This window comes from Ruegeria jejuensis (genome assembly GCF_041537905.1).
Taxonomy (GTDB): Bacteria; Pseudomonadota; Alphaproteobacteria; order Rhodobacterales; family Rhodobacteraceae; genus Ruegeria_C.
The window spans coordinates 297,347-324,094 of record NZ_JBGRUO010000001.1; the positions used below are offsets into that span (position 1 = coordinate 297,347).

Annotated in this window: 30 protein-coding genes and 1 riboswitch; of the genes, 18 read left to right on the top strand and 12 right to left on the bottom strand. The window is 60.7% G+C overall.

Going from position 1 to position 26,748, the window contains the following annotated elements; translation table 11 throughout:
- Positions 1-28: 28 nt before the first annotated feature.
- Positions 29-934 carry a LysR family transcriptional regulator gene (locus tag AB1E34_RS01750; protein WP_372570612.1) on the bottom strand — a complete coding sequence of 302 codons (906 nt, stop codon included), beginning with the start codon at positions 932-934 and terminating at the stop codon, positions 29-31.
- 239 nt (positions 935-1,173) lie between these two features.
- Between AB1E34_RS01750 and AB1E34_RS01755 the strand changes: the two genes are divergently transcribed.
- Positions 1,174-1,614 carry a DUF4399 domain-containing protein gene (locus tag AB1E34_RS01755; RefSeq protein WP_372570613.1) on the top strand — a complete coding sequence of 147 codons (441 nt, stop codon included), beginning with the start codon at positions 1,174-1,176 and terminating at the stop codon, positions 1,612-1,614.
- A gap of 6 nt (positions 1,615-1,620) precedes the next feature.
- Here AB1E34_RS01755 and AB1E34_RS01760 read toward each other — a convergent pair whose 3' ends face one another.
- The gene (locus AB1E34_RS01760; protein ID WP_372570614.1) at positions 1,621-2,301 is read right to left on the bottom strand and encodes an ArsR/SmtB family transcription factor; all 681 of its coding nucleotides are present in this window, start codon (positions 2,299-2,301) and stop codon (positions 1,621-1,623) included.
- A 74-nt stretch (positions 2,302-2,375) separates the two neighbouring features.
- Here AB1E34_RS01760 and AB1E34_RS01765 point away from each other — a divergent pair, with 74 nt between their 5' ends.
- The 5 genes from AB1E34_RS01765 (at position 2,376) to AB1E34_RS01785 (ending at position 6,042) form a co-directional block, all read left to right on the top strand.
- Positions 2,376-2,699 carry an NIPSNAP family protein gene (locus AB1E34_RS01765; RefSeq protein WP_372570762.1) on the top strand — a complete coding sequence of 108 codons (324 nt, stop codon included), beginning with the start codon at positions 2,376-2,378 and terminating at the stop codon, positions 2,697-2,699.
- Positions 2,696-3,052: an antibiotic biosynthesis monooxygenase family protein gene (locus tag AB1E34_RS01770; protein WP_372570615.1), complete on the top strand. Its 357-nt coding sequence runs from the start codon at positions 2,696-2,698 to the stop codon at positions 3,050-3,052. The genes AB1E34_RS01765 and AB1E34_RS01770 overlap by 4 nt, the downstream gene beginning before the upstream one ends.
- 192 nt (positions 3,053-3,244) lie before the next feature.
- The gene (locus AB1E34_RS01775; RefSeq protein ID WP_372570616.1) at positions 3,245-3,742 is read left to right on the top strand and encodes an RNA pyrophosphohydrolase; all 498 of its coding nucleotides are present in this window, start codon (positions 3,245-3,247) and stop codon (positions 3,740-3,742) included.
- A 63-nt stretch (positions 3,743-3,805) separates the two neighbouring features.
- Entirely contained in the window at positions 3,806-5,200 is a 1,395-nt protein-coding gene (locus AB1E34_RS01780; RefSeq protein WP_372570617.1) for a radical SAM protein, read from the top strand.
- Positions 5,197-6,042: a DUF547 domain-containing protein gene (locus AB1E34_RS01785; protein ID WP_372570618.1), complete on the top strand. Its 846-nt coding sequence runs from the start codon at positions 5,197-5,199 to the stop codon at positions 6,040-6,042. The genes AB1E34_RS01780 and AB1E34_RS01785 overlap by 4 nt, the downstream gene beginning before the upstream one ends.
- On the opposite strand, the gene AB1E34_RS01790 is transcribed toward AB1E34_RS01785, so the two are convergent.
- Positions 6,039-7,028 (bottom strand): adenosine kinase, encoded by a 990-nt coding sequence (locus tag AB1E34_RS01790; protein ID WP_372570619.1) that lies wholly within the window; start codon positions 7,026-7,028, stop codon positions 6,039-6,041. The genes AB1E34_RS01785 and AB1E34_RS01790 overlap by 4 nt on opposite strands.
- Positions 7,025-7,669 (bottom strand): endonuclease III, encoded by a 645-nt coding sequence (nth, locus tag AB1E34_RS01795; RefSeq protein ID WP_372570620.1) that lies wholly within the window; start codon positions 7,667-7,669, stop codon positions 7,025-7,027. The genes AB1E34_RS01790 and nth overlap by 4 nt, the downstream gene beginning before the upstream one ends.
- A 106-nt stretch (positions 7,670-7,775) precedes the next feature.
- On the opposite strand from nth, the gene AB1E34_RS01800 reads away from it, so the two are divergent.
- Positions 7,776-8,522 carry a DUF4336 domain-containing protein gene (locus tag AB1E34_RS01800; protein WP_372570621.1) on the top strand — a complete coding sequence of 249 codons (747 nt, stop codon included), beginning with the start codon at positions 7,776-7,778 and terminating at the stop codon, positions 8,520-8,522.
- A gap of 78 nt (positions 8,523-8,600) precedes the next feature.
- Positions 8,601-9,452 (top strand): methylated-DNA--[protein]-cysteine S-methyltransferase, encoded by an 852-nt coding sequence (locus tag AB1E34_RS01805; RefSeq protein WP_372570622.1) that lies wholly within the window; start codon positions 8,601-8,603, stop codon positions 9,450-9,452.
- On the opposite strand, the gene AB1E34_RS01810 is transcribed toward AB1E34_RS01805, so the two are convergent.
- Complete coding sequence (locus AB1E34_RS01810) at positions 9,425-9,628, bottom strand: hypothetical protein (protein WP_372570623.1); 204 nt, start codon at positions 9,626-9,628, stop codon at positions 9,425-9,427. The genes AB1E34_RS01805 and AB1E34_RS01810 overlap by 28 nt on opposite strands.
- Positions 9,629-9,731: 103 nt before the next feature.
- Here AB1E34_RS01810 and AB1E34_RS01815 point away from each other — a divergent pair, with 103 nt between their 5' ends.
- A complete protein-coding gene (locus tag AB1E34_RS01815) occupies positions 9,732-10,421 on the top strand; it encodes a helix-turn-helix transcriptional regulator (protein WP_372570624.1) in 690 nt (229 codons plus the stop codon).
- Between the two features lie 44 nt (positions 10,422-10,465).
- Here AB1E34_RS01815 and AB1E34_RS01820 read toward each other — a convergent pair whose 3' ends face one another.
- The 4 genes from AB1E34_RS01820 to AB1E34_RS01835 form a co-directional block, all read right to left on the bottom strand.
- Positions 10,466-10,810, bottom strand: a complete 345-nt coding sequence (locus AB1E34_RS01820; protein ID WP_372570625.1) for a hypothetical protein — start codon at positions 10,808-10,810, stop codon at positions 10,466-10,468.
- Between the two features lie 120 nt (positions 10,811-10,930).
- Positions 10,931-11,524, bottom strand: a complete 594-nt coding sequence (gene recR / locus AB1E34_RS01825) for a recombination mediator RecR (protein WP_372570626.1) — start codon at positions 11,522-11,524, stop codon at positions 10,931-10,933.
- Between the two features lie 7 nt (positions 11,525-11,531).
- Positions 11,532-11,876 carry a YbaB/EbfC family nucleoid-associated protein gene (locus AB1E34_RS01830; RefSeq protein WP_372570627.1) on the bottom strand — a complete coding sequence of 115 codons (345 nt, stop codon included), beginning with the start codon at positions 11,874-11,876 and terminating at the stop codon, positions 11,532-11,534.
- 68 nt (positions 11,877-11,944) lie between these two features.
- Positions 11,945-13,699: a DNA polymerase III subunit gamma/tau gene (locus tag AB1E34_RS01835; protein WP_372570628.1), complete on the bottom strand. Its 1,755-nt coding sequence runs from the start codon at positions 13,697-13,699 to the stop codon at positions 11,945-11,947.
- Between the two features lie 164 nt (positions 13,700-13,863).
- Here AB1E34_RS01835 and AB1E34_RS01840 point away from each other — a divergent pair, with 164 nt between their 5' ends.
- Together AB1E34_RS01840 and AB1E34_RS01845 are read left to right on the top strand one after the other, a co-directional pair.
- Positions 13,864-14,382, top strand: a complete 519-nt coding sequence (locus AB1E34_RS01840) for a protein-tyrosine phosphatase family protein (RefSeq protein ID WP_372570629.1) — start codon at positions 13,864-13,866, stop codon at positions 14,380-14,382.
- Positions 14,383-14,509: 127 nt separating this feature from the next.
- Positions 14,510-16,045 (top strand): ankyrin repeat domain-containing protein, encoded by a 1,536-nt coding sequence (locus AB1E34_RS01845; protein WP_372570630.1) that lies wholly within the window; start codon positions 14,510-14,512, stop codon positions 16,043-16,045.
- A gap of 4 nt (positions 16,046-16,049) precedes the next feature.
- Here the strand turns inward: AB1E34_RS01845 and AB1E34_RS01850 are convergent, their stop codons facing one another.
- The 3 genes from AB1E34_RS01850 to AB1E34_RS01860 all read right to left on the bottom strand — a co-directional run bounded on the left by AB1E34_RS01850 (position 16,050) and on the right by AB1E34_RS01860 (position 19,453).
- Complete coding sequence (locus tag AB1E34_RS01850; RefSeq protein WP_372570631.1) at positions 16,050-16,367, bottom strand: hypothetical protein; 318 nt, start codon at positions 16,365-16,367, stop codon at positions 16,050-16,052.
- A 170-nt stretch (positions 16,368-16,537) separates the two neighbouring features.
- Positions 16,538-16,743: riboswitch (cobalamin riboswitch) on the bottom strand.
- A 143-nt stretch (positions 16,744-16,886) separates the two neighbouring features.
- Positions 16,887-17,588, bottom strand: a complete 702-nt coding sequence (locus tag AB1E34_RS01855; protein ID WP_372570632.1) for a response regulator transcription factor — start codon at positions 17,586-17,588, stop codon at positions 16,887-16,889.
- Positions 17,585-19,453: a PAS-domain containing protein gene (locus tag AB1E34_RS01860; RefSeq protein WP_372570633.1), complete on the bottom strand. Its 1,869-nt coding sequence runs from the start codon at positions 19,451-19,453 to the stop codon at positions 17,585-17,587. The genes AB1E34_RS01855 and AB1E34_RS01860 overlap by 4 nt, the downstream gene beginning before the upstream one ends.
- A gap of 240 nt (positions 19,454-19,693) precedes the next feature.
- On the opposite strand from AB1E34_RS01860, the gene AB1E34_RS01865 reads away from it, so the two are divergent.
- From AB1E34_RS01865 to AB1E34_RS01895, 7 genes are all read left to right on the top strand, one after another.
- A complete protein-coding gene (locus AB1E34_RS01865) occupies positions 19,694-21,664 on the top strand; it encodes an AMP-binding protein (protein ID WP_372570634.1) in 1,971 nt (656 codons plus the stop codon).
- Between the two features lie 81 nt (positions 21,665-21,745).
- On the top strand, positions 21,746-22,564 hold the full coding sequence (locus tag AB1E34_RS01870; RefSeq protein WP_372570635.1) for an ABC transporter ATP-binding protein: 819 nt from the start codon (positions 21,746-21,748) through the stop codon (positions 22,562-22,564).
- A gap of 74 nt (positions 22,565-22,638) precedes the next feature.
- Positions 22,639-23,625, top strand: a complete 987-nt coding sequence (locus AB1E34_RS01875; protein ID WP_372570636.1) for a branched-chain amino acid ABC transporter permease — start codon at positions 22,639-22,641, stop codon at positions 23,623-23,625.
- A gap of 2 nt (positions 23,626-23,627) precedes the next feature.
- The gene (locus AB1E34_RS01880; RefSeq protein WP_372570637.1) at positions 23,628-24,014 is read left to right on the top strand and encodes a VOC family protein; all 387 of its coding nucleotides are present in this window, start codon (positions 23,628-23,630) and stop codon (positions 24,012-24,014) included.
- Entirely contained in the window at positions 24,011-24,268 is a 258-nt protein-coding gene (locus AB1E34_RS01885; protein WP_372570638.1) for a hypothetical protein, read from the top strand. The genes AB1E34_RS01880 and AB1E34_RS01885 overlap by 4 nt, the downstream gene beginning before the upstream one ends.
- A 3-nt stretch (positions 24,269-24,271) precedes the next feature.
- The gene (locus AB1E34_RS01890; protein WP_372570639.1) at positions 24,272-25,348 is read left to right on the top strand and encodes a branched-chain amino acid ABC transporter permease; all 1,077 of its coding nucleotides are present in this window, start codon (positions 24,272-24,274) and stop codon (positions 25,346-25,348) included.
- Between the two features lie 93 nt (positions 25,349-25,441).
- Complete coding sequence (locus AB1E34_RS01895; protein ID WP_372570640.1) at positions 25,442-26,722, top strand: ABC transporter substrate-binding protein; 1,281 nt, start codon at positions 25,442-25,444, stop codon at positions 26,720-26,722.
- The last annotated feature ends 26 nt before the right edge of the window (positions 26,723-26,748 follow it).

A 26,748-nucleotide genomic window follows, 5' to 3' on the forward strand; every position in this document is an offset into this window, starting at 1 on the left:
GAAAAGTCACCGAGGGAGGCGGTGAAACTCACCAGTCCATGGGGCCTTTCTCGGCAAAGGCATGGACCAGAAAATCAATGAAAGCGCGCACTTTGGGCTGGGTGAACCGTCCCGGCGGATAGACCGCATAGATGCCCTGCACCTCGTCCGGCAGTGATGGCATCGCATCCTCGACCAGACCCTGTTTCATGGCATCGGCATAAAGATAGCTGGGCAGATGGGCGATCCCCAGGCCCGTGATCGCCGCGTTCAGCAGGGACTGGCCGTCATTGACGCTCAGCCAGCCGCTTGTGCGTACCTGACGTTTTTCGCCGGACGGCGCGGTCAGACGCCAGACATTGCCGCTGGACTGGCTGGAATAGTGCAACAGCTTGTGCTCGTTCAGATCGTCGATCTTTTGCGGTCGGCCATATTGCTGGAAATAGGAAGGCGAGGCGACCATGCGTTTGGTGGTTTCGGTCAGCTTGCGGGCGCGCAGGGTGCTGTCATCCAGCTCGCCAATGCGCAGCGCCATGTCGAACCCTTCCGAGATCAGTTCCACATAGCGGTTGTTAAGCACCATGTTGACCGAGATATCGGGGAAATCTGACAGGAATTCGGACAGGACCGGCGACAGGTGATTGACACCGAAATCGGTTGCCACACTGACCCGCAGAAGGCCCGAGGGCGCCGATTGCATTGAGGTCACCAGCGCATCCGCTTCGCCCGCATCGTTTAGAACCCGGCGCGCGCGGTCATAATAGGCCAGCCCGATCTCGGTCGGGGACACCCGGCGCGTGGTGCGGTTCAGCAGCCTTGCACCAAGACGGGCCTCAAGGCTTGAGACGTGCTTGGACACGGCCGATTTCGAGATGCCCATCTTTTTGGCCGCATCCGTGAACCCGCCTTGATCCACGACGTTGGCAAAGGCCTCCATTTCGGTCAGTCGATCCATTCCCGTTCCCTCGGCTTATTCCTTCTCTCAGCCAGCAATGACGCTCAATCTGGGCGAGATCGGGGCACGGATGGGATAATATCGCGGTTTTGTCAGGGATCGTTTGCGACAGGGAAACAGGGAAACAGTGGTTTCCGGCCTCCGGGATTGCCGGGCAGACAGAAAGAAACCTGTTCCGCTCGACCCTGTGCTGCAATGATCTAAGTATCCGAATTAAGAGTGAAACATGGGAGGACAACATGAGAGTAACCGCGATCGCGCTGGCCGCCAGCCTCTTCGCCCTGCCTGCGCTGGCGGGTGGCGAGACGCCTGCACCTGCGGGTGCCAAGGTCTATTTCGTCAATATTGCCGATGGTGACACCGTCAGTTCGCCGGTCACCGTGGTCTTTGGCCTCAGCGGCATGGGCGTGGCACCGGCGGGTACCGAGGCCGAGAACACTGGCCATCACCACTTGCTGATCGACCGCCCACCACTGGGCGAAGGCGAGGATGGTGCCGACGAACTAGCCTACGGGTTACCAGCAGATGACAACCACATACACTTCGGTGGCGGACAGACCGAGGTGACGCTGGATCTCGCGCCGGGTCCGCATACGCTGCAACTGGTGATGGGTGACCACAGTCACGTTCCCCACGCAACGCCGGTGGTGTCCGAGGTGATCACCATCACGGTCGAATAAAGCGGCTCAGCTTGGAAATCGGGCGTCAAACGCCGCTTCGCCCTGCGTCGTGAAGCGGATGACCCGGCTGTGGGGCTGGCGGGTGAGCCAGCCCAACGCCTCCATCCGGGTCAGCATCGCGCGACCAAAGGACCCGGCAAGGTGATGCTCGCGCGCGCTCCAGTCCAGACACGGACGGCAAAGCGGCGCGCGTTTCGAGCGCAGCGCCGCCATATCAATACCGAACTCCTCGGCAAATCCTTCGCCCTTTGGCGTGAGGCTCACATCATCATCCGCTTCAACCAACAGCTTTTCAGCAATCATCGACCTGTAGAGGGCAACGCCGCGTTCTCCGGCCAGATGGTTGTAACAGACCCGCGCCTTGCGCAGCGCTGCATCGCGCGGACCGGTTCGGGTGCGCAGATGGCCCCGCCCGGCGGCCAGCCCCATCAGGCTTTCCAGCGTCTCGGCCACATCATGACCCGACAGCGCATAATAACGGTGCCGCCCCTGCCCACGCAGGCGCACCAACCCGCCCTCCAGCAGTTTTCGCAAGTGGCTGCTGGCGGTTTGCGGGGTGATCCCGGCCTCATGCGCCAGCTCACTTGCGGTCAGCGCCTTGCCGGACATCAGCGCGCCCAGCATGTTGGCCCGCGCCGGATCCCCGATCAGCGCGGCAATGCGGGCGATATCAGGTCCGTCTTTCATACTTCGATGGTAACCGAAGCATGGACAAAAAGAAAGCTGCTAAACCGTTCACATCGCAATCCACAGAGGCCACCATGCTGACCTGCATTATCCGCTACAGAATAGACCCCGCCAAGAAAGCGCAATTCGAAGAATACGCCCGCAACTGGGGTCAGGCCATTCCACGCTGCGGCGCCGATCTGATCGGCTATTTCGCCCCGCATGAAGGATCAACCTCGCTGGCCTATGGCATCTACAACATCCCCAGCCTCGCCGCCTATGAAGCCTATCGCGAACGGCTGGCGGCGGACCCGCTGGGGCAGGAAAACTATGCTTTCGCCCGGCGCGAAAACTTCCTGTTGCGAGAGGACCGGACCTGGCTGAAACTGGCATCCACCCCGCATGGAGCCAGCACATGATTGCCGTCATTTTCGAAGTGGAACCCGCCGAGGGGCAATTCGACGCCTATATGGAAGTGGCCACCGACCTGCGCCCGCTGCTGGATCAGGTACCGGGCTTCATCTCGGTTGAACGGTTCCGCAGCCTGACCACTCCCGACAAGCTGCTGTCGCTGTCATTCTGGGAAGACGAGGACGCGGTGGCGAACTGGCGCGCCTTGACGCAGCATCGCGCGGCACAGAGCAAGGGGCGCACCGGGATATTTGCGGGCTACCGGCTGCGAGTGGCGCATGTGATGCGCGATTATGGCATGGAAGACAGGGATCAGGCCCCGCCAGACAGCCGGGACCTGCATGATGGTGACCGTGATTAAGCGCGTCCAAGGCAGGCTTTGCTCCCGGTTCCGTCGCCACCGTCGCCCCGAATAAAACGTCTTCTGTATTCGTTTTTGACACGAAACCCAGCGGCAGCTTGGGGAGCACCGTTGAAACCAAACTCGACGTAAGTTGCTTTCCGATCCTGCTCCACATTGCTAAAGACCCTGCAGGATCACTCAGAGGTCGCCATGACACCAGACGAGATTGCAAAGCTGCCCTATCGCCCCTGCGTCGGGTTGATGTTGATCAATGGCGAGGGCAAGGTCTTTGTTGGTCAGCGCAACGACCGTTACACCGAGGCCTGGCAGATGCCCCAGGGTGGCGTCGACAAGGGCGAGGACCCGCGCGATGCGGCCCTGCGCGAGCTTTGGGAAGAAACCGGCGTGACCGCCGATCTGGCTGAGATCATTGCCGAGACCGAGGGATGGCTGCCCTATGATTTGCCCCATGACATTGTCCCGAAGATCTGGAAAGGGCGCTATCGCGGGCAGGAGCAGAAATGGTTCCTGATCCGGTTCCAGGGACGCGACGATCAAATCGACATCCAGACCGAACATCCCGAGTTCACCCGCTGGAAATGGCAGGAGCCGTCGCGATTGATCGAGGAAATCGTGCCCTTCAAACGGGAGGTCTATGAGCGTGTGCTTGCCGCCTTCGCCGATCACTTGAGCCTCACCAGAAACTGAGCATTCGACAACTTGCCGTGAGTCCCGTAGCGGCCCTGCGCATATCCGCCTAGCTCTGGCGGAATGAAAGATGTTGTCGCACCCGAGATTGTCGATTGGACCCGGATTGCCCCTGCCGGGCGCAGGTTTGCAGGCCAGGATCGCCGCGCGCCCCTGCGCGAAGGATTGCAGAACTGTGGTGAATACGGTGCATCGCAGACTGCCGGGCGGTTCTATCCAATTGCCTGTGTCGCGCTTGAGGTCACGCAGCGCTGCAATCTGGATTGCACGCTCTGCTACCTCTCGGACCGGGCCGAGATGACGTATGATCCGCCGCTCTCGGTGCTGTTCGCGCGTCTTGCCACGATCCACAGCCATTATGGCCCCGGCGTGTCGGTACAGCTTTCCGGCGGCGATCCGACCCTTCGCAAACTTGAGGATCTTGAGGCGCTCTGCCACGAGATCCGCCGGCTGGGCATGCGGTCCTGCCTGATGACCAACGGCATCCGGGCACGGCGGGAGTTTCTGGCGCGGCTGGCCGCAGCCGGTCTGGATGACGTGGCCTTTCATGTCGACATGACGCAAGAACGGGCGGGCTATGAGGATGAGGCCGCACTGAACGCCGTGCGGCTGAGCTATATCGAGGCCGCGCGCGGGCTGGGATTGCGTATCCTGTTCAACACCACCGTGTTCGGCGGCAACATCACACAGATTCCCGACCTCGCCCGTTTCCTGCGCGATCAGCCCGAAGTGGCGTTTGTGTCGTTTCAGTTGCAGGCGGAAACCGGACGCGGCGTGCTGCGGTTCCGCCCCAATGCTATCACCCAGGACAGCGTCATGCGCGCCGTCGAACAGGGCTATGAAACAGAGCTGCATTTTGATGCAGCAGCGGTCGGTCATTCCAAGTGCAATCGTTATGCCAGCGTCCTGCGCGCCGGGGGGCGTGCCATCTCGCTGCTGTCCAATGACGCCCTTGTGCGCGACGTGATCGCGCAGCTGGAGCGGGCGGATCGCTCAGATGACGGGCATTTGGATACGCGCGCCAGCATACTCCGCACGCTCCGGGCCAGCCCGATGCTGGCGCTGAGGGCAGCGATCTATCTGGCCGGGCGTATCGCGCGACTGGGAGCCGGGCTGTGGCGCGCCCGTGGTCGGGTACAGCGGCAGGCCGTTTTTGTTCACAATTTCATGGGCGCCGATGCGCTGGAACAGGACCGCTGCGCCTCCTGCGTTTTCATGGTGGCGACGGCAAACGGCCCGCTGTCGATGTGTGTCCACAATGCCCAGCGCGACATGCATCTGGCCACGCCTGATCAGATCGGCACCGCAAAAGGCACCCGGTGGTGGAATTCTGCAGTGCGCGATCTGTCTGGTGAAGCCGACTTGCCAAAGCTGCAAGACCCCGCCAGCGCCCCGATGAAACGGCTCAAGGGTCAACTCCGGGCCAGGCGCAAGAAAGACAAAGGCAATCCGACATGAGAAAACTGCTGATCCTGTTGCTACTGCCGCTGCTGGCGGCGTGTGCAAGTATCGAACGGGTGGCGCTGCCCGCACCCGAACCTCTGGCGGCTCAGACCTGGACCCCTGCCGCCGCACCGCCGGGTCAGCGCGTGAACCACAGCGCTTGGAACAGCTTCCTACAAACCTACGTCGCCCCAGATGAGCGCGGTGTGAACCGGGTGGCCTATGCGCAGGTGACGGAGCGTGACCGCGCCCGCCTGGATGGATACATCGCCGAGTTGCAGGGCGTCGATCCCTCCCGCCTGACCCGGGATCAGCAATTGGCGTACTGGATCAACCTCTATAACGCGCTGACGGTGGATGTGATTTTGGAAAACTATCCGGTCGCCTCGATCCGTGACATCACCGATGGTGCGCTGTCTTTCGGTCCCTGGGATCGGCCGCTGGTAGTTGTCTCTGGTCAAACCCTGACCCTGAACGATATCGAACACCGCATCATCCGGCCCACCTACAATGAGCCGCGCATCCACTACGCATTGAACTGCGCCGCGGTTGGCTGCCCGAACCTGATGGACCGCGCCTGGCAGGCCAACACGCTGGAGCGTGATCTGGCCGCGGCCGAACGGGCCTATGTGAACGATCCGCGCGGCGTGCGGTTCGACGACAACGGGCGCCTTATCCTGTCCAAGATCTATATCTGGTTCCGCGAGGATTTCGGCCCCAATGAACGCGCGGTGATCGCCCAGATATCACAAGCCGCCGCACCGGACTTGCAGGCCCGACTGCGCGAAAATCCCCGCGTTCGAGCCTACAAATACGATTGGGCGCTGAATGAACGTCAGACCGTGCCGGAGTCCTAGACCAGCCCTTCGGCGCGCAGCAGGTCAAGAACGCTGACCTCCGGGCGCGGGCCGATATGGCTGATCACCTCGCGGGCGCAGACATTGCCCATTTTGGCGCAGGTCTCAAGATCGCGCGAAGTGGCCAGACCGTACAGAAACCCAGCGGCAAACTGATCACCGGCCCCGGTGGCATCCACCGGCACGATTTTCTCGACCGGCACATCGATCCGCTCTGTCCCGTTGACCACAGTCACGCCGTCGCCGGAGCGGGTACAGACCACAAGCGGGCAGATTGCGGCGGTGCGTTTCAGCGCCTCTTCAGTATCCTCGGTCTCAAAGAGCGAGCAGATCTCGGCCTCGTTGCCGATCACGAAATCCAGCTCGTTCTCGATCAGCGACAGGAAATCGGCGCGGTGACGTTCGACGCAGAACGGATCGGAAATAGCGATACCGGTCTTGCCGCCGCCCTCGTGACAATCCCGCGCGGCCTCTAGAAACGCGGTTTTGCCTTTGTCCTTGTCGAAAAGATACCCTTCGAGGAACATGATGCTGGCCTTGCCCGCCACATCCTTGGAGACGTCCTGCGAACTCAGTTCCGAGGAGATCCCCAGATAGGTGTTCATCGACCGTTCGCCATCCGGCGAGACGAAGATCATCGAGCGGGAGGTGGGCAATTCGCCCCCCGGCACCGGTGCGTTCACGAAATCGACGCCATCATTCTGCATCGCCTCGGCATAGAACCGGCCCAGCGCGTCATCATGCACGCGGCCTATGAACGCAGCCTCCAACCCCAGCGCGCCAGCACCCGCAATGGTGTTGGCAACCGAGCCGCCCGGCGTCTGAACGCGGCTTTCCATCCCGGCATAGAGCACCTCGCCGCGCTCGCGCTCGACCAGTTGCATGATGCCCTTTTCGATCCCCATGAGGTCGAGAAAGCTGTCGTCGGATTGGCTGATCACGTCCACGACTGCGTTGCCGATCCCGACGATCTGATAGGTTTTCATAGATTTTTGTCCTCGAATTCACACAGGTCTCGAATGATGCAGGTCCCGCAAAGCGGCTTACGCGCCTTGCAGTGATAGCGGCCATGCAGGATCAGCCAGTGATGGGCATGAAGCTGGAAATCGGCCGGAATATTGTCTTCGATGGCGCGCTCAACCGCATCCACATCCTTGCCGGGGCAGATGCCCGTGCGGTTGCCGACGCGAAAGATATGGGTGTCCACCGCCTGCGCGGGCTGGCGCCACCACATGTTCAGAACCACATTGGCGGTCTTGCGCCCCACGCCCGGCAGCGATTGCAGCGCCGCGCGGGAGTTCGGAACCTCTCCGCCATAGTCTTCGACCAGAATGCGACTCATCTTGATGACGTTCTTGGCCTTGTTGCGATAAAGCCCGATGGTCTTGATATGCTCGATCAGCCCCTCTTCGCCTAGGTCCAGCATCTTCTGCGGGGTATCGGCGATCTGGAACAACGCGCGGGTAGCCTTGTTCACGCCGACATCGGTCGCCTGCGCCGACAGTGCGACGGCGACAACCAGCGTATAGACGTTGACATGTTCAAGCTCACCCTTGGGTTCGGGGTCTGCTTCCTGAAACCTGGTGAAAATCTCACGGATGGTATGATAGTCGAGTTGGCGCGCCATGGGGGTGCATATGCCCGTTGTCCTCGGAGCGGGCAAGTCAGACTTGCCATTTGGCGCAAAGCCGCGACCATGGGCGTGGCAATTTCGCGATAGGGAGGGTACTCGCATGCTGGTTTCGCTGAGGGGTGGCCTGCATTATGGCGAGGCAGATGTGACCTTCTACGGCTGCGGCATCCAGACACGGATGAGCGTTGTGGAACTGCCAGATGGCGGGTTGCTGGTGATCTCGCCATTGGTCCTGACGGGCGATTTGCGTCAGGAACTGGATGCGCTGGGACCGGTTCGCCATGTGGCCGCGCCCAACAAGATTCATAATCAGGGTCTGGCAAGCTTTGCCGAGGCCTACCCGCGGGCGCAGATCTGGGCCGCACCCGGTCTGCCCGAACGCTGCCCGGAAATCGCCTTTGCCGGTGTAGTGGAGGATGATCCACATCCCGATTGGTCGCCGGTACTGAAACAGGCTCTGACACAGGGCAATATCTTCTTTTCAGAGGTGGTGTTCCTGCATATCGCAAGTCGGACCCTCATCGTTGCCGATCTTGTCGAAAACCTTGCCGATGAGACGGTAAAGTCAGGTGCCACGCGGCAGTTATCCAAGGCATTTCATATCTTTGGCCGCCCCCTGCCCTCGCCCGAGTTTCGGATGTATACAACAGATGCCGAGGCCGCAAAACGCAGCCTCGATCATATCAATACTTGGGACTTCGACCGCATCTTGATGGCCCATGGCGGCATTATCACCGAAAACGCCCATTCTGTCCTGTCCGAGGTCCGCGATTTTCTGGTGTCCGAGGTCACGACCCGCTCCGCACATCGCGCGGCGCTCTACCGGTTCTTTGCCGCGCGACAATAGATCGAAAAGCGCAAGTTCCGGGTCGCGTAGCACACCGCCAAGCGGATAGGCTGAGACCAACAAGACTTGAGGTGCGCAATGAACATTCGAACCGGGGAAGAGGGCTATCACTACGGCGTCATGCGCCGCGCGATTGAGGTGATCGATCGGGGCGGCGAGTCGCTGTCGCTGGAGGAACTGGCCCGCCAGATGGATATGAGCCCGGCCCATTTCCAGCGCCTGTTTTCGCGCTGGGTCGGGGTGTCGCCCAAGAAATACCAGCAATATCTGGCGCTCGGCCATGCCAAGGCGTTGCTGCATGACCGGTTCACCACGCTGGATGCCGCCCATAGCGTCGGATTGTCCGGCGGGGGCCGGTTGCATGACCTCTTCATGCGTTGGGAATCCATGAGCCCGGGCGAATATGCCCGCAAGGGCAACGGGCTGGTGATCTATTGGGGGTGGTTCGAAAGCCCGTTTGGCGCTTCTCTGGTGATGGGCACCGACAAGGGCATTTGCGGCATCGGTTTTGCCGCTGAAACCGGCGAAGAAGCCGCGATGGAAGACCTGATCTCGCGCTGGCCACAGGCAGAGTTCATCGAAGACCCGATGCGGCTGCGCCCCTGGGTGCTCAGCGCCTTTGGGGCCGAAAGCGAAAAACTCGACCCGACACCGCTCTATTTGATCGGCTCGCCTTTGCAGATCAAGGTGTGGGAGGCGCTTCTGCGTATCCCCTCGGGCCATGTCACGACCTATTCCGAGATCGCCGAGGCCATCGGCCAACCGCGCGCAGTACGCGCGGTTGGCACGGCGGTGGGGCGCAACCCGATCAGCTGGCTGATCCCCTGCCACCGCGCTTTGCGCAAATCGGGGGGCTTGGGCGGCTATCACTGGGGTCTGCCGGTCAAGCGCGCGCTGCTGGCTTACGAGGCGGCCAGATCGGGCCTTTGACGCCCAAACCGCCGCAAAAACGACAAGCGCTTGCGGGGTGGCTTGGCGATCTTGTAATCACTGCCCTTCTTCCGCTCCAACCATTCGCGCTCCAACTCATAGGTACGCAGTGGCTTCTGGTCGCTCCAGCGCCCCAGTTTCAATTGCATCATGGTCTGATGGTCATAACTACTCATGGCTCTGCTCCGTTCTTGAACACTGACACCAGAACACCACATCGCTCCTGCCACCCCGTTGTCAGGATCATGTGCTAACCTGTCAGGAGCATGAGGAGACAAGATGCGCCGCTCGACCCGGTTGTTCGAACTGATCCAGATTCTGCGTGCCTCGGAAAAGCCGATGACCGCTGAAACGCTTGCCAGCAGGCTGGAAGTGTCCGAGCGCACGATTTATCGCGACATCGCGGCCCTTCAGGCCATGCGCACGCCGATCGAGGGCGCGCCCGGTCTTGGCTATGTCATGCGGCGCGGCTATGATCTGCCGCCGCTGAATTTCGACGAGGAAGAGGTCGAGGCGCTGCGCGTAGGGCTGTCGATGCTGGCCCGCACCGGTGACAGCGCGCTGCAACAGGCCGCCAGCCGCATCTGCCAGAAGATCGACGCCTTGCACGACCCGGCCGAATGGCTGCAGGTCGCGCCCTGGGGTGCCCCGCCCGATGATCCGGCGCTTGGCTGTGTGTCCAAAGCCGACCTGCGCGCCGCTATCCGGGACGAACGCAAGCTGCGCCTGACCTATCGCGACGCCGAAGACCGCGAGACAGAGCGCGTCGTCCGCCCCGTCGCGCTGATTTATCACCTCGATTGCACCATGCTCGCCGCGTGGTGCGAGTTGCGCGACGGGTTCCGCCATTTCCGTTGTGACCGAATCTGGGGCTGCGAGGCGCTGGACACTTATTTCACCGGTCAGGCCGAAGCCCTGCGCCTGATCTGGCAGGAGCGTAACCAGTGGGAAGAGCGCGGGGTTGGCTAACCTCTCGTGCCTTCCCGGTCACCTCATAAAGCACAGGGCTCTAGTCAATTTGGTGTAATGAAGCTCAGGGCGGATATCCCGCCGGTCACAGAGACAGCCGTGAGTGTCACGGAGACGCTGACACAGGCAGGCGTAGATCCGCCCTGTGCTTGCAGCAGGTCGATCTCGGATATCTCGCCCTCAACCGGTGCGGCCGGAATATGCAGATATTTCACGCAATCACTATCCCGCACGACTTCGAGCGAGATATCTTCGGGCAGGTCGCCCAGATACTCCGCGACCGCAGATTTCGCGTCACTGTTCAGACGCGCGGCAAATTCCTCGTCCCTCCAGGCGCGCTCATACAACGCCCTGAGCTTGCCCTCTTCGATCCCCTTCGACTGGGTCATGACAGTTTCCTTTCTTGCTGAAGCCGCCGGCGCAGCGACAGTTTGCAATCGAAAGGGATATGGGGGCTGGGGTTTCTAAAACGGTCTCGGTCACATTAAACAGCGTTAATGCGCGGCGTTTTATAAGTCTTTCCGTGCCCTAAGGGCTGCAGTGATCGTCCCATCATCGAGATAATCCAGTTCGCCCCCGATGGGCACGCCCTGCGCCAGCGAGGTAAGACGCACCTGCCCCTCAAGCTGATCAGCGATATAATGCGCCGTTGTCTGGCCGTCGACGGTGGCATTCAGCGCCAGGATCACCTCGGTGATGCTTTCGCTTGCCACACGGTCTCTGAGCCGCGGGATACGCAGATCGTCCGGGCCGACCCCGTCCAGCGCCGACAATGTCCCGCCCAGCACATGGTAGCGGCCCTTGAACACACCCGCGCGTTCCATCGCCCAGAGGTCGGCCACGTCCTCGACCACGCATAGCTCTCCGGTCGCGCGTTTCTCGCTCTCGCAGATGTCGCAGATATCAGCGGTGCCGACATTGCCGCAATTGAGGCATTCGCGCGCGGTTTCGGCCACGACACTGATCGAATCCGCCAGCGGGGTCAGCAACAGCGCCCGCTTGCGGATCAGATGCAGGACCGCGCGCCGCGCCGAACGAGGGCCAAGCCCGGGCAGCTTGGCCATCAGCTCGATCAGGTTGTCGATGTCGCGGGTCGAACTCACGAGCGGGTCAGAACGGGAATTTCATATCCGCAGGCAGGCCCATGCCTTCGGTCAGCTTGCCCATCTCGGCCTGCGCCCGATCCGAGGCTTTGGATTGCGCGTCCTTGATGGCCGCCAGGATCAGGTCCTCGACCACTTCCTTGTCGTCGCCATTGAAGATCGACGGATCGATATCGAGTCCCTTCAGCTCACCCTTGGCCGAGGCGGTGGCCTTGACCAGCCCGGCCCCGGATTCACCGACCACCATGATGTCATGCAGGTCTTCCTGCATCTGGGTCATCTTGGTCTGCAATTCCTGCGCCGATTTCATCATCTTGGCCATATCGCCAAGCCCGCCAAGTCCTTTGAGCATCGAGTGCCTCCGTTAACTGTATTTGTCGCCTAGATACGCACCACTCGAGCGCACCACAAGGGCGTCGCTTACCCGTCTTCGAACGGGTCCCATTCATCCTCGACCTCGGGCAGCGCTTCGGTCTCGACCTTGGCCGCACGTTGTTCGGGCGTTTCGATGTTGGTAATCCGGGCCTTGGGGAACTGCGCCAGCACCGCCTGTACCATCGGATGCGCTTCGGCCTCCTGCTTCAGGGCCAGGTCTGCAGCATCACGGATTTCGGCAATCGTAGGCTCTGTGCCATCCGAGATCACCGAAACGGCCCAACGGTTGCCGGTCCAGCTTTGCAGCCGCGAACCCAACCGCTGCGCCAGATCGGTGGGAGCCTGATCGGTCGGCGTAAATTCGATGCGGCCGGGCTGGTAGGAGACCAGTCGCACGCCGGTTTCCACCTCGACCAGCAGTTTCACGTCGCGATGGGCGCGGATCAGTTCGACCACATGCTCGAATGTCGGATAGCGTGCCAGCGCCTGTTCCACATCCTGCGCCAACATCGCCGTCGGGGCATTGCCGACGCCACTCGCCGGCGCGGCAGAGACCGGGGCAGCGCGCGCCACCGGCGCGCTGGCAGGTTGCATCGCACGCCCTCCACCGGGACCGCCCGGCGTCGGTGGCGGGGGGGCGTCCTGCAGCTTGCGCACCAACTCCTCGGGCGTGGGTAGATCGGCTACATGGGTCAGCCGGATGATCGCCATTTCAGCAGCCATCATCGCGTTGGGGGCGGCGGTCACTTCCTCCAGCGCTTTCAACAGCATCTGCCACATCCGGGTCAGCACCCGCATCGGTAGGGCTTCGGCCATCTGGGCACCCCGACTGCGTTCGTCGGGCGACACGGTCGGGTCTTCGGCGGCATCGGGCGTGATCTTGACGACCGATACCCAATGCGTGATTTCGGCCAGATCGCGCAGCACCGCCAGCGGATCGGCCCCTTCGGCATATTGCGCGCTGAGCTCGGTCAAGGCACCCGCCGCATCGCCACGCAGGATCATGTCCATCAGGTCCAGCACCCGGCCCCGGTCGGCTAGGCCAAGCATGGCACGCACCTGTTCCGCCGTGGTTTCGCCCGCCCCGTGCGAGATCGCCTGATCCAGCAGCGAGGTCGCGTCCCGCGCCGACCCTTCCGCTGCCCGCGTGATCAGCGCCAGCGCGTCCTCGGCAATTTCGGCGCCTTCGGCCGTGGCGATCTTGCGTATCAGCGCAATCATCTCCTCCGGCTCGATCCGGCGCAGGTCAAACCGCTGGCATCGCGACAGAACCGTCACCGGGACCTTGCGGATCTCGGTGGTCGCGAAGATGAACTTCACATGCTCGGGCGGTTCCTCAAGCGTCTTGAGCAGCGCGTTGAAGGCGCTGGTCGAGAGCATGTGAACCTCGTCGATGATGTAGATCTTGTAGCGCGCCGAGGCCGCACGGTAGCGCACGGAATCGATGATCTCGCGAATGTCGTTCACGCCGGTGCGGCTGGCAGCGTCCATCTCCATCACATCGACATGGCGGCCTTCCATGATCGCGACGCAATGCTCGCACTGGCCGCAAGGCTCGGTGGTCGGGGCGCCATTGCCATCTGGTCCGATGCAGTTCATGCCCTTGGCGATGATCCTGGCAGTGGTGGTCTTGCCGGTCCCGCGAATGCCGGTCATCACAAAGGCCTGCGCGATCCGGTCCGCCTCGAACGCGTTTTTCAGCGTGCGCACCATCGCATCCTGCCCGACCAGGTCGGCAAAGGTTTCCGGGCGGTATTTGCGGGCGAGAACCTGATAGGCGGGGCTGGGCGTGTCGGTCATGTCTGCTCTGGCGGATTCGTTCCTGACGCCGGAGCCTAGTGTGCCGCCCCCCCCGCGTCCACCTCGCGCGTGGTTTTAAAACCCTTGGGAAAGTTGGGGGCCGCCTTTACAAAGGGCACATTGGAATAGTGGTTTTGAAACGCGGCCGGGAGGGGGACCGCCTTATGTCGCATATGATTATTCACGCGCTGCAGGTTGGCGGTGGGACGCTGGCGTTGTCGCCTTTGCCCGGTCGGTCGGGGGATTATGAAAGCGATCTGGCACAGATTGCAGAGTGGAAACCGGGCCTCGTGATCTCGATGACCACCGAATTGGAGATGTTCGAGACCGGCGCATTGCAATTTGGTGCCGATATTCAAAGCCGCGCCAGCCGGTGGGCGCATCTGCCGGTGAGGGATTTCACCGCGCCGCCCTTTGCCATTCAACAGGCATGGCCCGATGTAAGCGCCGATGCCCGCCACGCGCTGAGCGGCGGCGGACGGGTTCTGGTGCATTGCCGAGGCGGCTGCGGTCGGTCCGGCATGGTGGCCTTGCGACTGATGATCGAATGCGGCGAGGCGCCCGAGGCCGCTCTGACCCGTCTGCGCGCCCTGCGTCCCTGTGCCGTGGAAACCGACGAACAGATGCAATGGGCTATGGCCGCACGTCCCCGAACTTGTCCTGCTCCGCGTCGCGCCATATGATACCGGTGCCGACTGGGCGGCAACCGGGTCCGCGGAAAGCTGTATCAGCCCCCTTCACCGACCAACGCGATATGCGGTTTTTTCTCTCCCCGATCAGCGGACCACCGGGGCTGTTTGAGGAAAACCCATGACCCATTCTCTTGACCACCGCCGCCGTCAGGCAAAGACGCTCAGAAAAGCCTTTGCAGCAGGGGATGCGCGCGCAATAGAGCGCGCTAATGCTGTTCTGGGACAGACGCCAACACTCCCCCATAGCGTGGCCTTGCACGTGATCGCCCGCGAGGCAGGGTATGAAAGCTGGCCCAAGATGAAGTTCAGCATCGAGACCGCAGACATGCAGCGAGAGGCGCGTGCTGAACAGCTCAAACTGGCGCTGTTTCAGGGGGCCGACTGGCGTGTGGCGCAATTGCTGACGCAAACGCCTGATCTGGCGGATGACGCCTTCGGCCTGCTTTGCGCGCTCTATCGGATTGATGCGGTCAGAGACTGGTTGAACCGAGATTCGAGCATCGTCCACCAAACCGTGCAAGGCCCCCGCAGACCGATCCTGCATCTGGCCTTTTCCAGACACATCCAATCCCACCCTGAGTTGGAACGCGACATGATCGCCGTGGCAAACGCGCTGCTTGCGGCGGGCGCGGACGTGAATGACGGCTACCCCTCGGAACCAGGCAGTCCACATCTGCTTTCGGCTCTATACGGGGCGATTGGCCATGCCGATAACATGGTCCTTGCCCAGTGGTTGCTGGATCACGGGGCCAATCCAAATGACGGGGAATCGCTCTATCACGCCACCGAACTGGGTCACCACAAAGGCCTGCAAATACTGCTGGCCGCCGGTGCCGACCCACGCGGAACCAACGCGTTGCTGCGCGCGCTGGACTTCAACGACCATGAGGCGGTGCGCCTGCTGCTGGACCATGGCGGGCAGGTCGAAGAGTTCAACGACGCGCCGGTTGGCGGAGAGGAACCCTGGGTCATGCCTGCCCTGCATCAGGCCGCGCGACGGATGTGTGACGGCCCGATGATAGAACTGCTGATGGCCGGTGGTGCCGATCCAAATAGGCTCTATAAAGGCTATTCTGCTTATGGGTTCGCGCGAGTTTATGGGAATGTACCGCTCGCCCGTGCGATTGAGGCTGCGGGCAACGTTCAGCGCCTCACCCCAGAAGAAGAATTGCTCGCGCAGGCGGCAGAGGGGCGGTTGCAGCCCGGCGCGCATCTGGACCCGACGAAGCTGCCTGAAGAATACCGCACCCTGATCCGCACCATTCTGCATCTGCCCGGTAAGCTGGAGCATGTGAAACGCCTTGTTGCGCTTGGGCTGAACCCTGAGGCACCGGATCGTGAAGGGCTCACCGCCTTGCAGGTCGCCGGATGGGAAGGGTTACCGGAGATGATGCACTATCTTTTGACGCTGTCCCCTGATCTGACCCATGTGAACGGTTATGGCGGCGGGCTAATCTCGACCATCCTGCACGGGGCTGAAAATAACCCGGAGCGCAAGCACCGGGACCACGCCGCCTGCGTGACGGCAGCGCTGGAAGCGGGCGCGCCACTGGGACGCAACCAGATCGAAGCCAGCAGCGATCCCGCACTGACTCAGATCATGGAAGACTGGGCCGCGTTACATCCCGATCAGGTCACAGTCACAGTGCCATAGCGGTTCACGCGGCGGCATGCGCCGGGTGCGCCTGCTCAATCTGGGGCAGGCGTACTTCGACCATGGCGCAGGGCGGCGTGATGCCCGGAGCGGGAAAACCTTGCCCCTCCGGGTCCATCATCGCATCCGCATAGAGGGCCATGACGTCCAGATCGGTGGTTTCCGCAACGCCCGCATACATCCGAATGCGCGCATGATTGGCCCGGTAGACAGCGCTGCAATCGTGCCCGCAATGGACAAGCTGCGCGTTGCCCTCGATCTCGAAATCCGCCGCCGTCACAGAACGGGTCGATGACATGGCGGTGGCCAGCCTGTCGACCATGCGCGCCAGTGCCGGACAGGGCTTTCCCGTTCTTAGACACTGCGTCGCCGCAAAAGTTTGGTTGTTCTTCGTCCAGATCACATCGCGCCCTCCGCGCTAGCGGAAAGGGGAGGTGGACGTCCGTGACCTTGTGCAGTCATCAGACCCGCACCGGACACCCCGCCCGCGTTCGAGTTTCAGTTCCGATGGCAGGTCTCCTGACTTGCGGGTCATCGCTTTGCCGTCCTTCCCGGCCGTTTGGCCAGTGGTCTTTCGGCATCGCTCTCCGCTTACAGTTGCGGGGGCAGTCGCGGATTTGGCCCATGCGAGGCCGCACCGCGTTCCCTTTTCATCCCAACCACAGATGTGGTGTGAGAACCATCACACAACCGCTAGCCCTTGCTACCTGAGTCTGTCAAGCGACTCTCGCAGCCACACAAGCTTCATGCGGCCATAGCCGCGCGCGACATTTTAAGCCGAACCTTTGCGTCGGCACGAACGCAGCCCTCAATAACGACTTTGTTGCCCGATTTGACCCTATTAGAGCCACTCGACATCGCCTAAAAAGATATATCCCGCGCCATAGATCGTCTTGATCAGCCGGGGATTCTTTGGGTCTTCACACAGCTTGGTGCGCAGCCGGGATATGCGCACATCCATAGCGCGGTCAAAGCTCTCACCCGCCGCACCGCCCAACGTCTCCTGCATCTGAGCGCGGCTGATCAGCCGTTTGGGGCTTTCCAGAAACAGCCGCAACACCTCGCCCTCGGCATGGGAAAACGGCGTTTCGCAGCCATCGCTGTCCTCCAGCAGATAACGGTCAAAATGCGCGGTCCAGCCGTTGAAATGCGCCGTCTCGCCTGCGGGCGCGGGCGTCTTCGGGCCACGCAGACGCGCGCGCACCCGTGCCACAACCTCGGCCGGATCGAAGGGTTTGGTGATGTAGTCATCCGCGCCCAGTTCCAACCCGGTAACCCGGTCCTGCACCTGTGCCCGGCCCGAGATGATGATGACCGCCGCACCCTGTTCCAGTGCCAGCCGATGGACCAATGCCAATCCATCAGTGTCGGGCAGCGACAGATCGACCAAGCACAGATCCGGCGTCACCCGTTTCAGCGAGGCTTCGAATTCGCGGGCGCGGGCAAAGCACTGGGTGCGAAACCCCGCCTCTTCCAGCGCCTCAGTCAGGATCTGGCGGATCGCGGGTTCATCATCGAGGATGGTCACCAATGCGTCGGTCACGTCCGGGCCTCTTTGTGGATCAGTGCCGACAATTGATCGGTTCCGAACGGTTTGCGCAAGACCGGCGCGCGCGCGATCGCGTCGCGGTAAAGCGGGTCGGAGGCAGGCAGCGAGGTCATCAGAATGCAGGGCAGATCGGTGGGTAGCCGCGTCATCAGATCCAACCCCGTCGCATCACCTTCAAGCCGGATATCGGACAGAACCACCGAAATGTCGCCGATATCAGCCGCCAGCGCGCAGGCCTCATCCGCCGAGGTCGCCTCAATCACCGAATGGCCCAGTTCGACCAGCATGTCACGGAACCCTGCGCGCAGGTCTTCGTTATCCTCGACCAGCAGGGCCAATCCGCCTTTCTTATCGGGGGCAAGGCGATAAGGCAGGCGTACCACAACGCTGGCGCCCGCCGGCGTGTTCGACAGTTGCAGATCGCCACCTGCAAGTTTGACTGTGTCATAAACCATCGGCAGGCCAAGTCCGGACCCCTCGCCGCCCTTGGTGGTAAAAAACGGGTTCAATGCCCTATTTAGAGCCTTTTCAGAGAAGCCGGGCCCGGTATCCGTGACCGCCAGTTCCAGCCAGGTTTGCCCGATGCAATGGGCACTGACAGTGATCTGGCCCGTGGCCCCGCAGGCATCGCGGGCGTTCAGAACGAGGTTGAGCAGCGCATCCTGCACCATGCCGGGATCGAGCATCAGGTGTAGGCCTCTGGTGTGATCCAGCACCGACAGCCCCACGCCGCGCGGCAGCGACGGCGTTGCCAGCAATTTGAGGTCCTGCAGGATGCCTCCCATATCCACCGCCTCGGGCCGTAACGTGCGGGTTCCGGTCATGTCGGCAAGCCTGTTCAGCAGCCGCCCACCCCGGCGAGCGGCGGTCTGGGTGGCCGCCACAAGCTCGGCGGCCTCAGGCGGCAGGCTCATCTTTTCCAGCTTGCCCTGCATCCCGAGGATGATGGTGAGCAGGTTCGAGAAATCATGCGCCAACCCGCTGGTCATCTGCGCGGCCAGCGCGCGCCGCCGTGACTGCTGCAGCGCGACGCGGGCCTGGGTTTCTTCGGTGATATCCATCGACAGAATAAAGACGCCACCGCTCTGATCAGAGGTAAAAGCGACCCTAATGCGGCGGGAATCGTGGTCTTCGGTAAACTCGAACACTGTATTCTCACCACCATAGGCGGCGGTCAGATAGGGCTCGATCCGCGCGTAGGCGGTGCGGCCAAGAGCGTCAGAGATATGCAGACCGAGGATGTCCGACGGACGCCCCGGCATCACCGCGCTCAGTCGCCGGTTCGAATAGGTGTAGTGGCCGTCTGCATCCACATGAGCGATATGTGCGGGCATCATCTCGGTCGTCAGGCGGGTGCGCGCCTCGATCTCGGTCAATTGCCGCTTGGTTTCTTCCAGCGCCTTGTTACTGGCGGCCAATTGCCTGTTGGTCGCGGACAGCTCTTCGGCATGAGCTATCAATTGATCCGAGAGTTCCTCGGACCGCGATTGCAGCAGTTCCTCCACCCGCTTGGTTCGGGTGATGTCAGTATAGACCGCCACCCAGCCGCCCTGCGGCAGCGGCGATCCCTCGATCGAGATCACCTGCCCGTTTGGCCGCTCGCGTTCCAGATAATGCGGCTCGAAGGCAAGCGCCTGATCGACGCGATCCTTGACCAGATCTTCAATGTCATGGGTTGTGCCATATTCGCCCTTCGCGGCAATGAACCGGATCGTGTCGGCAAAGCTCGCACCCGACGTAACCAGATCATCAGGCAGGTCGAACATTTCCTGAAAGCGCCGGTTCGACAGCACCAATCGCAACTCGCTGTCATAGATCGACAGCGCCTGTGCGATCAGGTTCAAGCCGGCTGTTGTCATGCGTTTCGCGCGCTGGTCGCTCTGGTCCAAGGGCCACCTCCCGGCCAAAGACCTAGCACCGGATCGCCCCGCGGCACAGGGGCATTTGGACGCTGAGATGCGCTGTTACAATTCGTAAGATTTGGGAAAACATCAGGAAAAAGTTGACCGCAAGATTTTGCGACGTTCCTAATAGGGGCAGAATCGCACCAAGCGATCTTTCCGGTCGATGCAAATGACCGGATTGGGAGGAGAAGAATTTTGGCTACCACGCAGTCGGGTGCCGAAGGGTTGCAATCCCTTCCGGCGCTGCTTGAACGCAATGCAACGGCTTTCGCGGATGCGCCGGCCTATCGCGAAAAGGAACTCGGCATCTGGCAATGCTGGAGCTGGGCCGAAACCCAAAAAGAAATCGAGGCTCTGGCGCTGGGCCTGATCAATCTGGGCGTGCGAGAGGGCGACTTCATCGCCATTATCGGGCGCAACCGTCCTTACCTGTACTGGTCGATGGTGGCTGCGCAATCTGTTGGCGCGGTTCCGGTGCCGCTCTATCAGGACGCGGTGGCTGAAGAGATGGCCTACGTGCTGAGCCATTGCGGCGCACGTTTTGTGATCGCCAGCGATCAGGAGCAGGCCGACAAGGTCATCGAGATCCAGGATCAGCTGCATCAGTTCGAACATCTGATCTATCTCGACGCGCGAGGGATGCGGAAGTATGACCACCACCAATTGCACCAGTTCAGCCATGTGCAGGATCAGGGACGTGCTGCCTATGACGAATGGATCACCGACCTGAACGAACGTCGGGGCAAGCTGACCTATGACAGCACCTGCGTGATGCTCTATACGTCGGGGACCACCGGCAAGCCCAAGGGCGTGGTGCTGTCGAACCGCAACGTGATCGAAAGCGCCAAGAACGTCTCGGAATTCGATGGGCTGACCAGCAAAGAGGACATCCTGTCATACCTGCCGATGGCCTGGGTCGGCGATTTCATCTTCTCCATCGGGCAGGCTTATTGGTGCGGTTTCTGCGTAAACTGCCCTGAAAGCGCCGATACGATGATCACCGATCTGCGCGAAATCGGCCCGACCTATTTCTTCGCCCCACCCCGCGTGTTCGAGACACAGCTGACCAGCGTGATGATCCGGATGGAGGATGCGGGCACCCTTAAAAAGCGCATGTTCCACCACTTCATGTCCCACGCCAAAAAGGTTGGTGGGCTGATTCTGGACGGCAAGCCGGTCGGGCTGGCGGATCGCCTGAAATATGCCATCGGCAACGCATTGGTCTATGGTCCGCTAAAGGACACGCTTGGGCTGGGACGGGTGCGCGTGGGCTATACGGCGGGCGAGGCGATCGGGCCCGAAATTTTCGAGTTCTACCGCTCGCTGGGCATCAATCTGAAACAGCTCTATGGCCAGACCGAGGCCACCGTGTTCATCACCGTACAGCCTGATGGCGAGGTCCGGGCCGATACTGTGGGCGTGCCTGCACCGGATGTGGAGATTCGCATCGATGACAGCGGCGAAATCTTCTATCGCTCGCCCGGTGTTTTTGTTGAGTATTACAACAACCCCGACTCCACCGCCTCGACCAAGGATGCCGAGGGCTGGGTGGCCACCGGAGACGCGGGGTTCATCGAAGAGGATTCCGGCCATCTGCGGATCATCGACCGCGCCAAGGATGTGGGCAAAATGGCCGATGGCGCGATGTTCGCGCCAAAATATGTTGAGAACAAGCTCAAGTTCTATCCCGACATTCTAGAGGCGGTGCTGTTCGGCAATGGCCGTGACCGTTGTGTCGCTTTTATCAACATCGATCTGACCGCGGTCGGGAATTGGGCCGAACGCAACAACATCGCCTATGCCTCCTATCAGGAACTTGCGGGCCATCCCCGCGTGTTAGAGACGATTCAGGAGCATGTAGAGACTGTGAACCGCTCGGTTGCCGAAGATCCGATGCTGTCGGGCTGCCAGGTGCATCGCTTTGTGGTGCTGCATAAGGAACTCGATGCCGATGACGGCGAAATGACCCGCACACGCAAGGTCCGCCGCCGGATCGTGGAGGAGAAATTCGCCGATATCATCGCCGCGCTTTATGACGGGTCCAACAATGTCTCAACGGTGACGGAAGTGACCTATGAAGATGGCCGCAAGGGATCGATCAGTGCAACGCTGAACATCCGCGACGCGGCGGTGGTGCCAATTGCACAGCAGATGGCCGCTGAATGATGGGATGTCGTTCGCCGCTCGGCCTTCGGCCATCGCCCCGCCCGCCATCCCGTATTGATTTGAACAGCGAAGGATCGGCTCATGCTTGATGCCTCGGACGGATACATCACCGAAGATGGCCGCAAGATCGGTGGCGTGGTGATGGAGATGAAGAATATCACGCTGCGCTTTGGCGGTGTGGTTGCGATCAAGGATATCTCGTTTGACATTCGCGAGGGTGAGATTCGCGCCATTATTGGCCCCAACGGGGCTGGCAAATCCTCGATGCTGAACGTGATCTCGGGGTTTTATGTGCCGCAGGAGGGCGAGGTCTGGTTCCGGGGAGCGAAGCGCCCGCCGATGAAACCTTATGAGGTTGCCCGTCAGGGTATTGCACGCACCTTTCAGAACATCGCGCTGTTCGAAGGCATGAGCGTGCTGGACAATGTGATGACCGGGCGGCTCAACTTCATGAAGACCAATATCTTCCAGCAGGCTCTCTGGAAGGGGCGCGCAGAGGCGGAAGAAACCGAGAACCGGGCCGCGGTCGAGCGGATCATCGACTTTCTGGAGATCCAGCATATCCGCAAGACGCCGGTCGCACGGTTGCCCTACGGGTTGAAAAAGCGGGTCGAACTGGCGCGCGCGCTGGCGGCTGAGCCGAAGCTCTTGCTTCTGGATGAGCCGATGGCCGGGATGAATGTCGAAGAAAAAGAGGACATGTCCCGGTTCATTCTGGATGTGAATGACGAATTCGGCACCACTATCGCGCTGATCGAACACGATATGGGCGTTGTCATGGATCTGAGCGACCGGGTGGTGGTGATGGATTATGGCAAGAAGATCGGCGATGGCACGCCCGACGAGGTGCGCAGCAATCAGGAGGTTATCGACGCCTATCTGGGAGTGTCGCATGACTGACCAATCAAGAGAACCAATAATTTTCGAAAATTCTTGGCAAATTTCTTCCAAGAAATTTGCGGGGAGGACCACCAATGCCTGAACAACTTGTCTTTGCGATGGAGGTCATCCTGAACGGGTTGATGGCCGGTGTGCTTTATGCGCTGGTTGCACTCGGCTTTGTGTTGATCTTCAAGGCCTCGGGTATTTTCAACTATGCCCAAGGTGTCATGGCGCTTTTTGCGGCGATGACACTGGTGGGGATCATGAATGGCCAGGTGCCGTTCAGCCATTTGATCAATGCGATTTTCGGCGCTCATATCACCCATTTCGGCTGGCAGGTGCCTGCGATCATCGCAATACTGCTGACCATGGCGGTGATGGTGCTGCTGGCCTGGTGCGTCCAGCAATTCGTGATGCGCCATCTGGTCAATCAGGAGCCGATCATCCTGTTCATGGCGACAATCGGACTGGCATATTTCCTTGAAGGTTTCGCCGACCTGATGTGGGGGTCCGAGATCAAATCGCTGGATGTTGGCCTGCCGCAGGGCATCAACCTGTGGATCGACGAGACCACGTTCAACATCTTTGGTTATGGTTTCTTCATCGACAATCTCGACATCGTCGCGACAGTTGTGGCTGCTCTGCTGGTGGTCGCTTTGGTCGCTTTCAGCCAATACACCAAGGAAGGCCGCGCCATGCGCGCGGTGGCCGATGACCATCAGGCGGCCCTGTCGGTGGGTATCTCGCTGAACTTCATCTGGGTGATGGTATGGTCGGTCGCAGGCTTTGTCGCGCTGGTGGCGGGCATCATGTGGGGCACCAAATCGGGCGTGCAGTTCTCGCTGTCGCTGATCGCATTGAAAGCGCTTCCGGTACTCATGCTGGGCGGCTTCACCTCTATCCCCGGAGCCATCGTCGGCGGGCTGATCATCGGTGTGGGCGAGAAACTGTTCGAATTTGCCATCGGGCCGCTGGTTGGCGGCGCCACCGAGAACTGGTTCGCTTATGTGCTGGCGCTGGTCTTCCTCGTCTTCCGACCCCAGGGTCTGTTTGGCGAAAAGATCATCGAGAGGGTGTGAGCATGGCGCACAAATCCCGTATCGGCGTGATCTGTATCGACTGCAAGACCGATGACCTGTCTGACGCCACCGGTTTCTGGTCTGCCATGCTTGGCAAAGAAGCCAAGCTGGATGAGCGGGGCAAATACGCTTCTTTCGAGGGACATCAGGGCTATCCGAAGGTGCTGCTCCAGGCCGTGGATCATGAACCGCGTGTGCATCTGGACATCGAAACCGATGATCTGGAGTCCGAGTGCGAGCGGCTCAAGGGGCTGGGCGCTACCGAGGTTGCACGGGTGCGCACATGGATCGTGATGCAAGCGCCCACCGGACACAGATTCTGTCTGGTGAACCCACAAGGCGCGGACTGGCCCGGAGAAGCCCGCTCCTTCAATGGAGACAGCGCATGAAAAAGCTGATCGCCATCATCAACGTGATCGCATGGGCCGGTTTCTGGGCCTTTGGCTATATCGCACTCACCTCGGATGATCTGACAAATGGTCAATTGGTGATCGCAGCCTTGCTCGCCTTTGCTGGTCTCGTGACCGGTATCGCCGCCTACGTGAAACTCGCGCGCGATTCCGAGGCGAACGGGTACGCAAAAAGATCCAACCAACTGGGCGCTGTTGCCCGCGACCTGGCACAGCAGGAATGGGGAAAGTAAGACATGTTCTATCGTGAAGCTGGCGATTTCAAAATCTCCTACCAACAGGACAGCCAGACCTTTCCCATCCGCTTTGACCGCTATCGGTATTACGTGGTGCTGGCCGTTGCCTTTGGCGTGGTGCCGTTTCTGATCAACGATTATTGGGCAAACGCGATCCTGCTGCCCTTCCTGATCTATGCGATTGCCGCCATCGGGCTGAACATCCTGACCGGCTATTGCGGGCAGGTCAGCCTGGGCACCGGTGGCTTCATGGCGGTGGGGGCCTATGCCTGTTACAAACTGATGACCGCCTTTCCCGATGTCAGCATGTTCATCCATGTGATCCTGGCGGGCGGTATCACCGCTTTGGTGGGCGTGTTGTTTGGCCTGCCATCGCTCAGGATCAAGGGGTTTTATCTGGCGGTGGCGACGCTGGCCGCGCAGTTCTTTCTGGTCTGGCTCTTCAACCGGGTGCCGTGGTTCTACAATTACTCCGCCTCGGGGCAGATCAACTCTCCGGAGCGTGATGTCTTTGGCATCATCATCACCGGCCCCAATGCGCCGGCCTGGGCCACCTATTTGTTCTGCCTGATCTTCCTGAGCATCTGCGCCTTGATCGCCCGCAATCTTACACGCGGCACGATCGGGCGCTCCTGGATGGCAATTCGCGATATGGATATCGCGGCAGAGATCATCGGGGTGAACCCGCTCAAGGCCAAGCTGACCGCCTTTGCCGTCAGTTCCTTCTTTGTCGGCATCTCGGGCGCGCTGTTCTTCGCGATTTATCTGGGCGCGGTCGAAGTGGGCGAAGTCTTTGGCATCCAGAAATCGTTCCTGGTGTTGTTCATGGTCATTATTGGAGGGTTAGGGTCTATTTTTGGCTCTTTCGCAGGGGCCGCTTTCCTTGTGCTGTTGCCGGTGGTGCTGAAGGTTGTGGGCGCAGACATGCTGGGCTGGCCCACCGATATCGTCGCGCATTTGCAATTGGTCATCGTTGGCGCGCTTATCATCATGTTCCTGATCCTTGAACCGCACGGGCTGGCCCAACTCTGGCGCGTGGCGAAAGAGAAACTGCGGCTGTGGCCGTTCCCGCACTGACACGATGACGGGGCATCGGCCCCGCCCTACGGATGGCCCCAACCGGAACCGGGGCGCAGAAACATCGGACAATACCAGGGAGGAAACCAACCGATGAAGATCAAACTCACCACATTGGCACTTGGCGCTGTGATGGCGGCCGGGCCTGTTATGGCGGATCTTGTCTTTCCGTCGCTCAGCTATCGCACCGGCCCCTATGCGGCAGGTGGCATTCCCTTTGCCGACGGCTATGCCGACTACTTCACCCTGCTGAATGAGCGCGATGGCGGTATTGGCGGCGTTATGACAAGCGTGCCGGAATGTGAAACCGGCTACAATACCGAGAAAGGCGTCGAATGCTACGAGGCGACCAAGGGCGAGGGCGCGCTGGTCTATCAACCCCTGTCGACAGGGATCACCTATCAGCTCATCCCCAAGGCCACTGCTGACGACATTCCGATCCACTCGATGGGGTATGGTCGAACCTCGGCCAAGAATGGCGATGTGTTCAGCCATGTCTTCAACTACCCGGCCAACTACTGGGATGGTGCCTCGGGTGCGGTGAACTATCTGTTGGATGAAAACGGCGGCGATCTGAGCGGCAAGAAGATTGCACTGGTCTATCACAACTCTGCCTATGGCAAGGAACCGATCCGAACACTGGAAGAGCTATCCGAAAAGCACGGGTTTGAGCTGGTGGCGCTGCCGGTGGATCACCCCGGCCAGGAACAGAAATCGCAATGGCTGCAGATCCGCCGCGATAAGCCGGACTATGTGCTGATGTGGGGCTGGGGCGTGATGAACCAGGTTGCGGTTCAGGAAGCGGCCAATATTCGCTTCCCGATGGAGAATTTCATCGGTGTCTGGTGGTCCGGCGCGGAACATGACGTCACGCCGGCAGGCGATGCGGCAAACGGATACAAGGCGCTGACCTTCCACAATGTGGGCACCGATTTCCCGGTCTTCGAAGACATCCAGAAATATGTCGTCGATGCTGGTAAGGCCGCAGGCGCAGGCGATCAGGTTGGAACGGTTCTGTATAACCGGGGTCTCTATGCCGCGATGCTGGCCGCCGAGGCCGCCAAGAAGGCGCAGGAAATCCATGGCACGGCTGAGATCACCTCGGCGCAGATGCGTGATGGCATGGAAGCGCTGGAAATCACCGAGGCCAAGATGGCTGAACTGGGTCTGCCCAATTTCGGCCCAACCTTCTCGGTGAACTGTCAAAACCATGGCGGTGACGCACTGGTCGGCGTGACCCAGTGGGATGCGGCGAACAAGACGTGGTCGATGATTTCTGACTTCAAACCGACAGATGGCGATGTGATCGGTCCGCTGATCGACGCAGATTCCAGTGCCTATGCAGGCGAAAACAACATTTCGCCGAACTGCTAAGCCAACGGGTGCGGCGGTACGCCGCC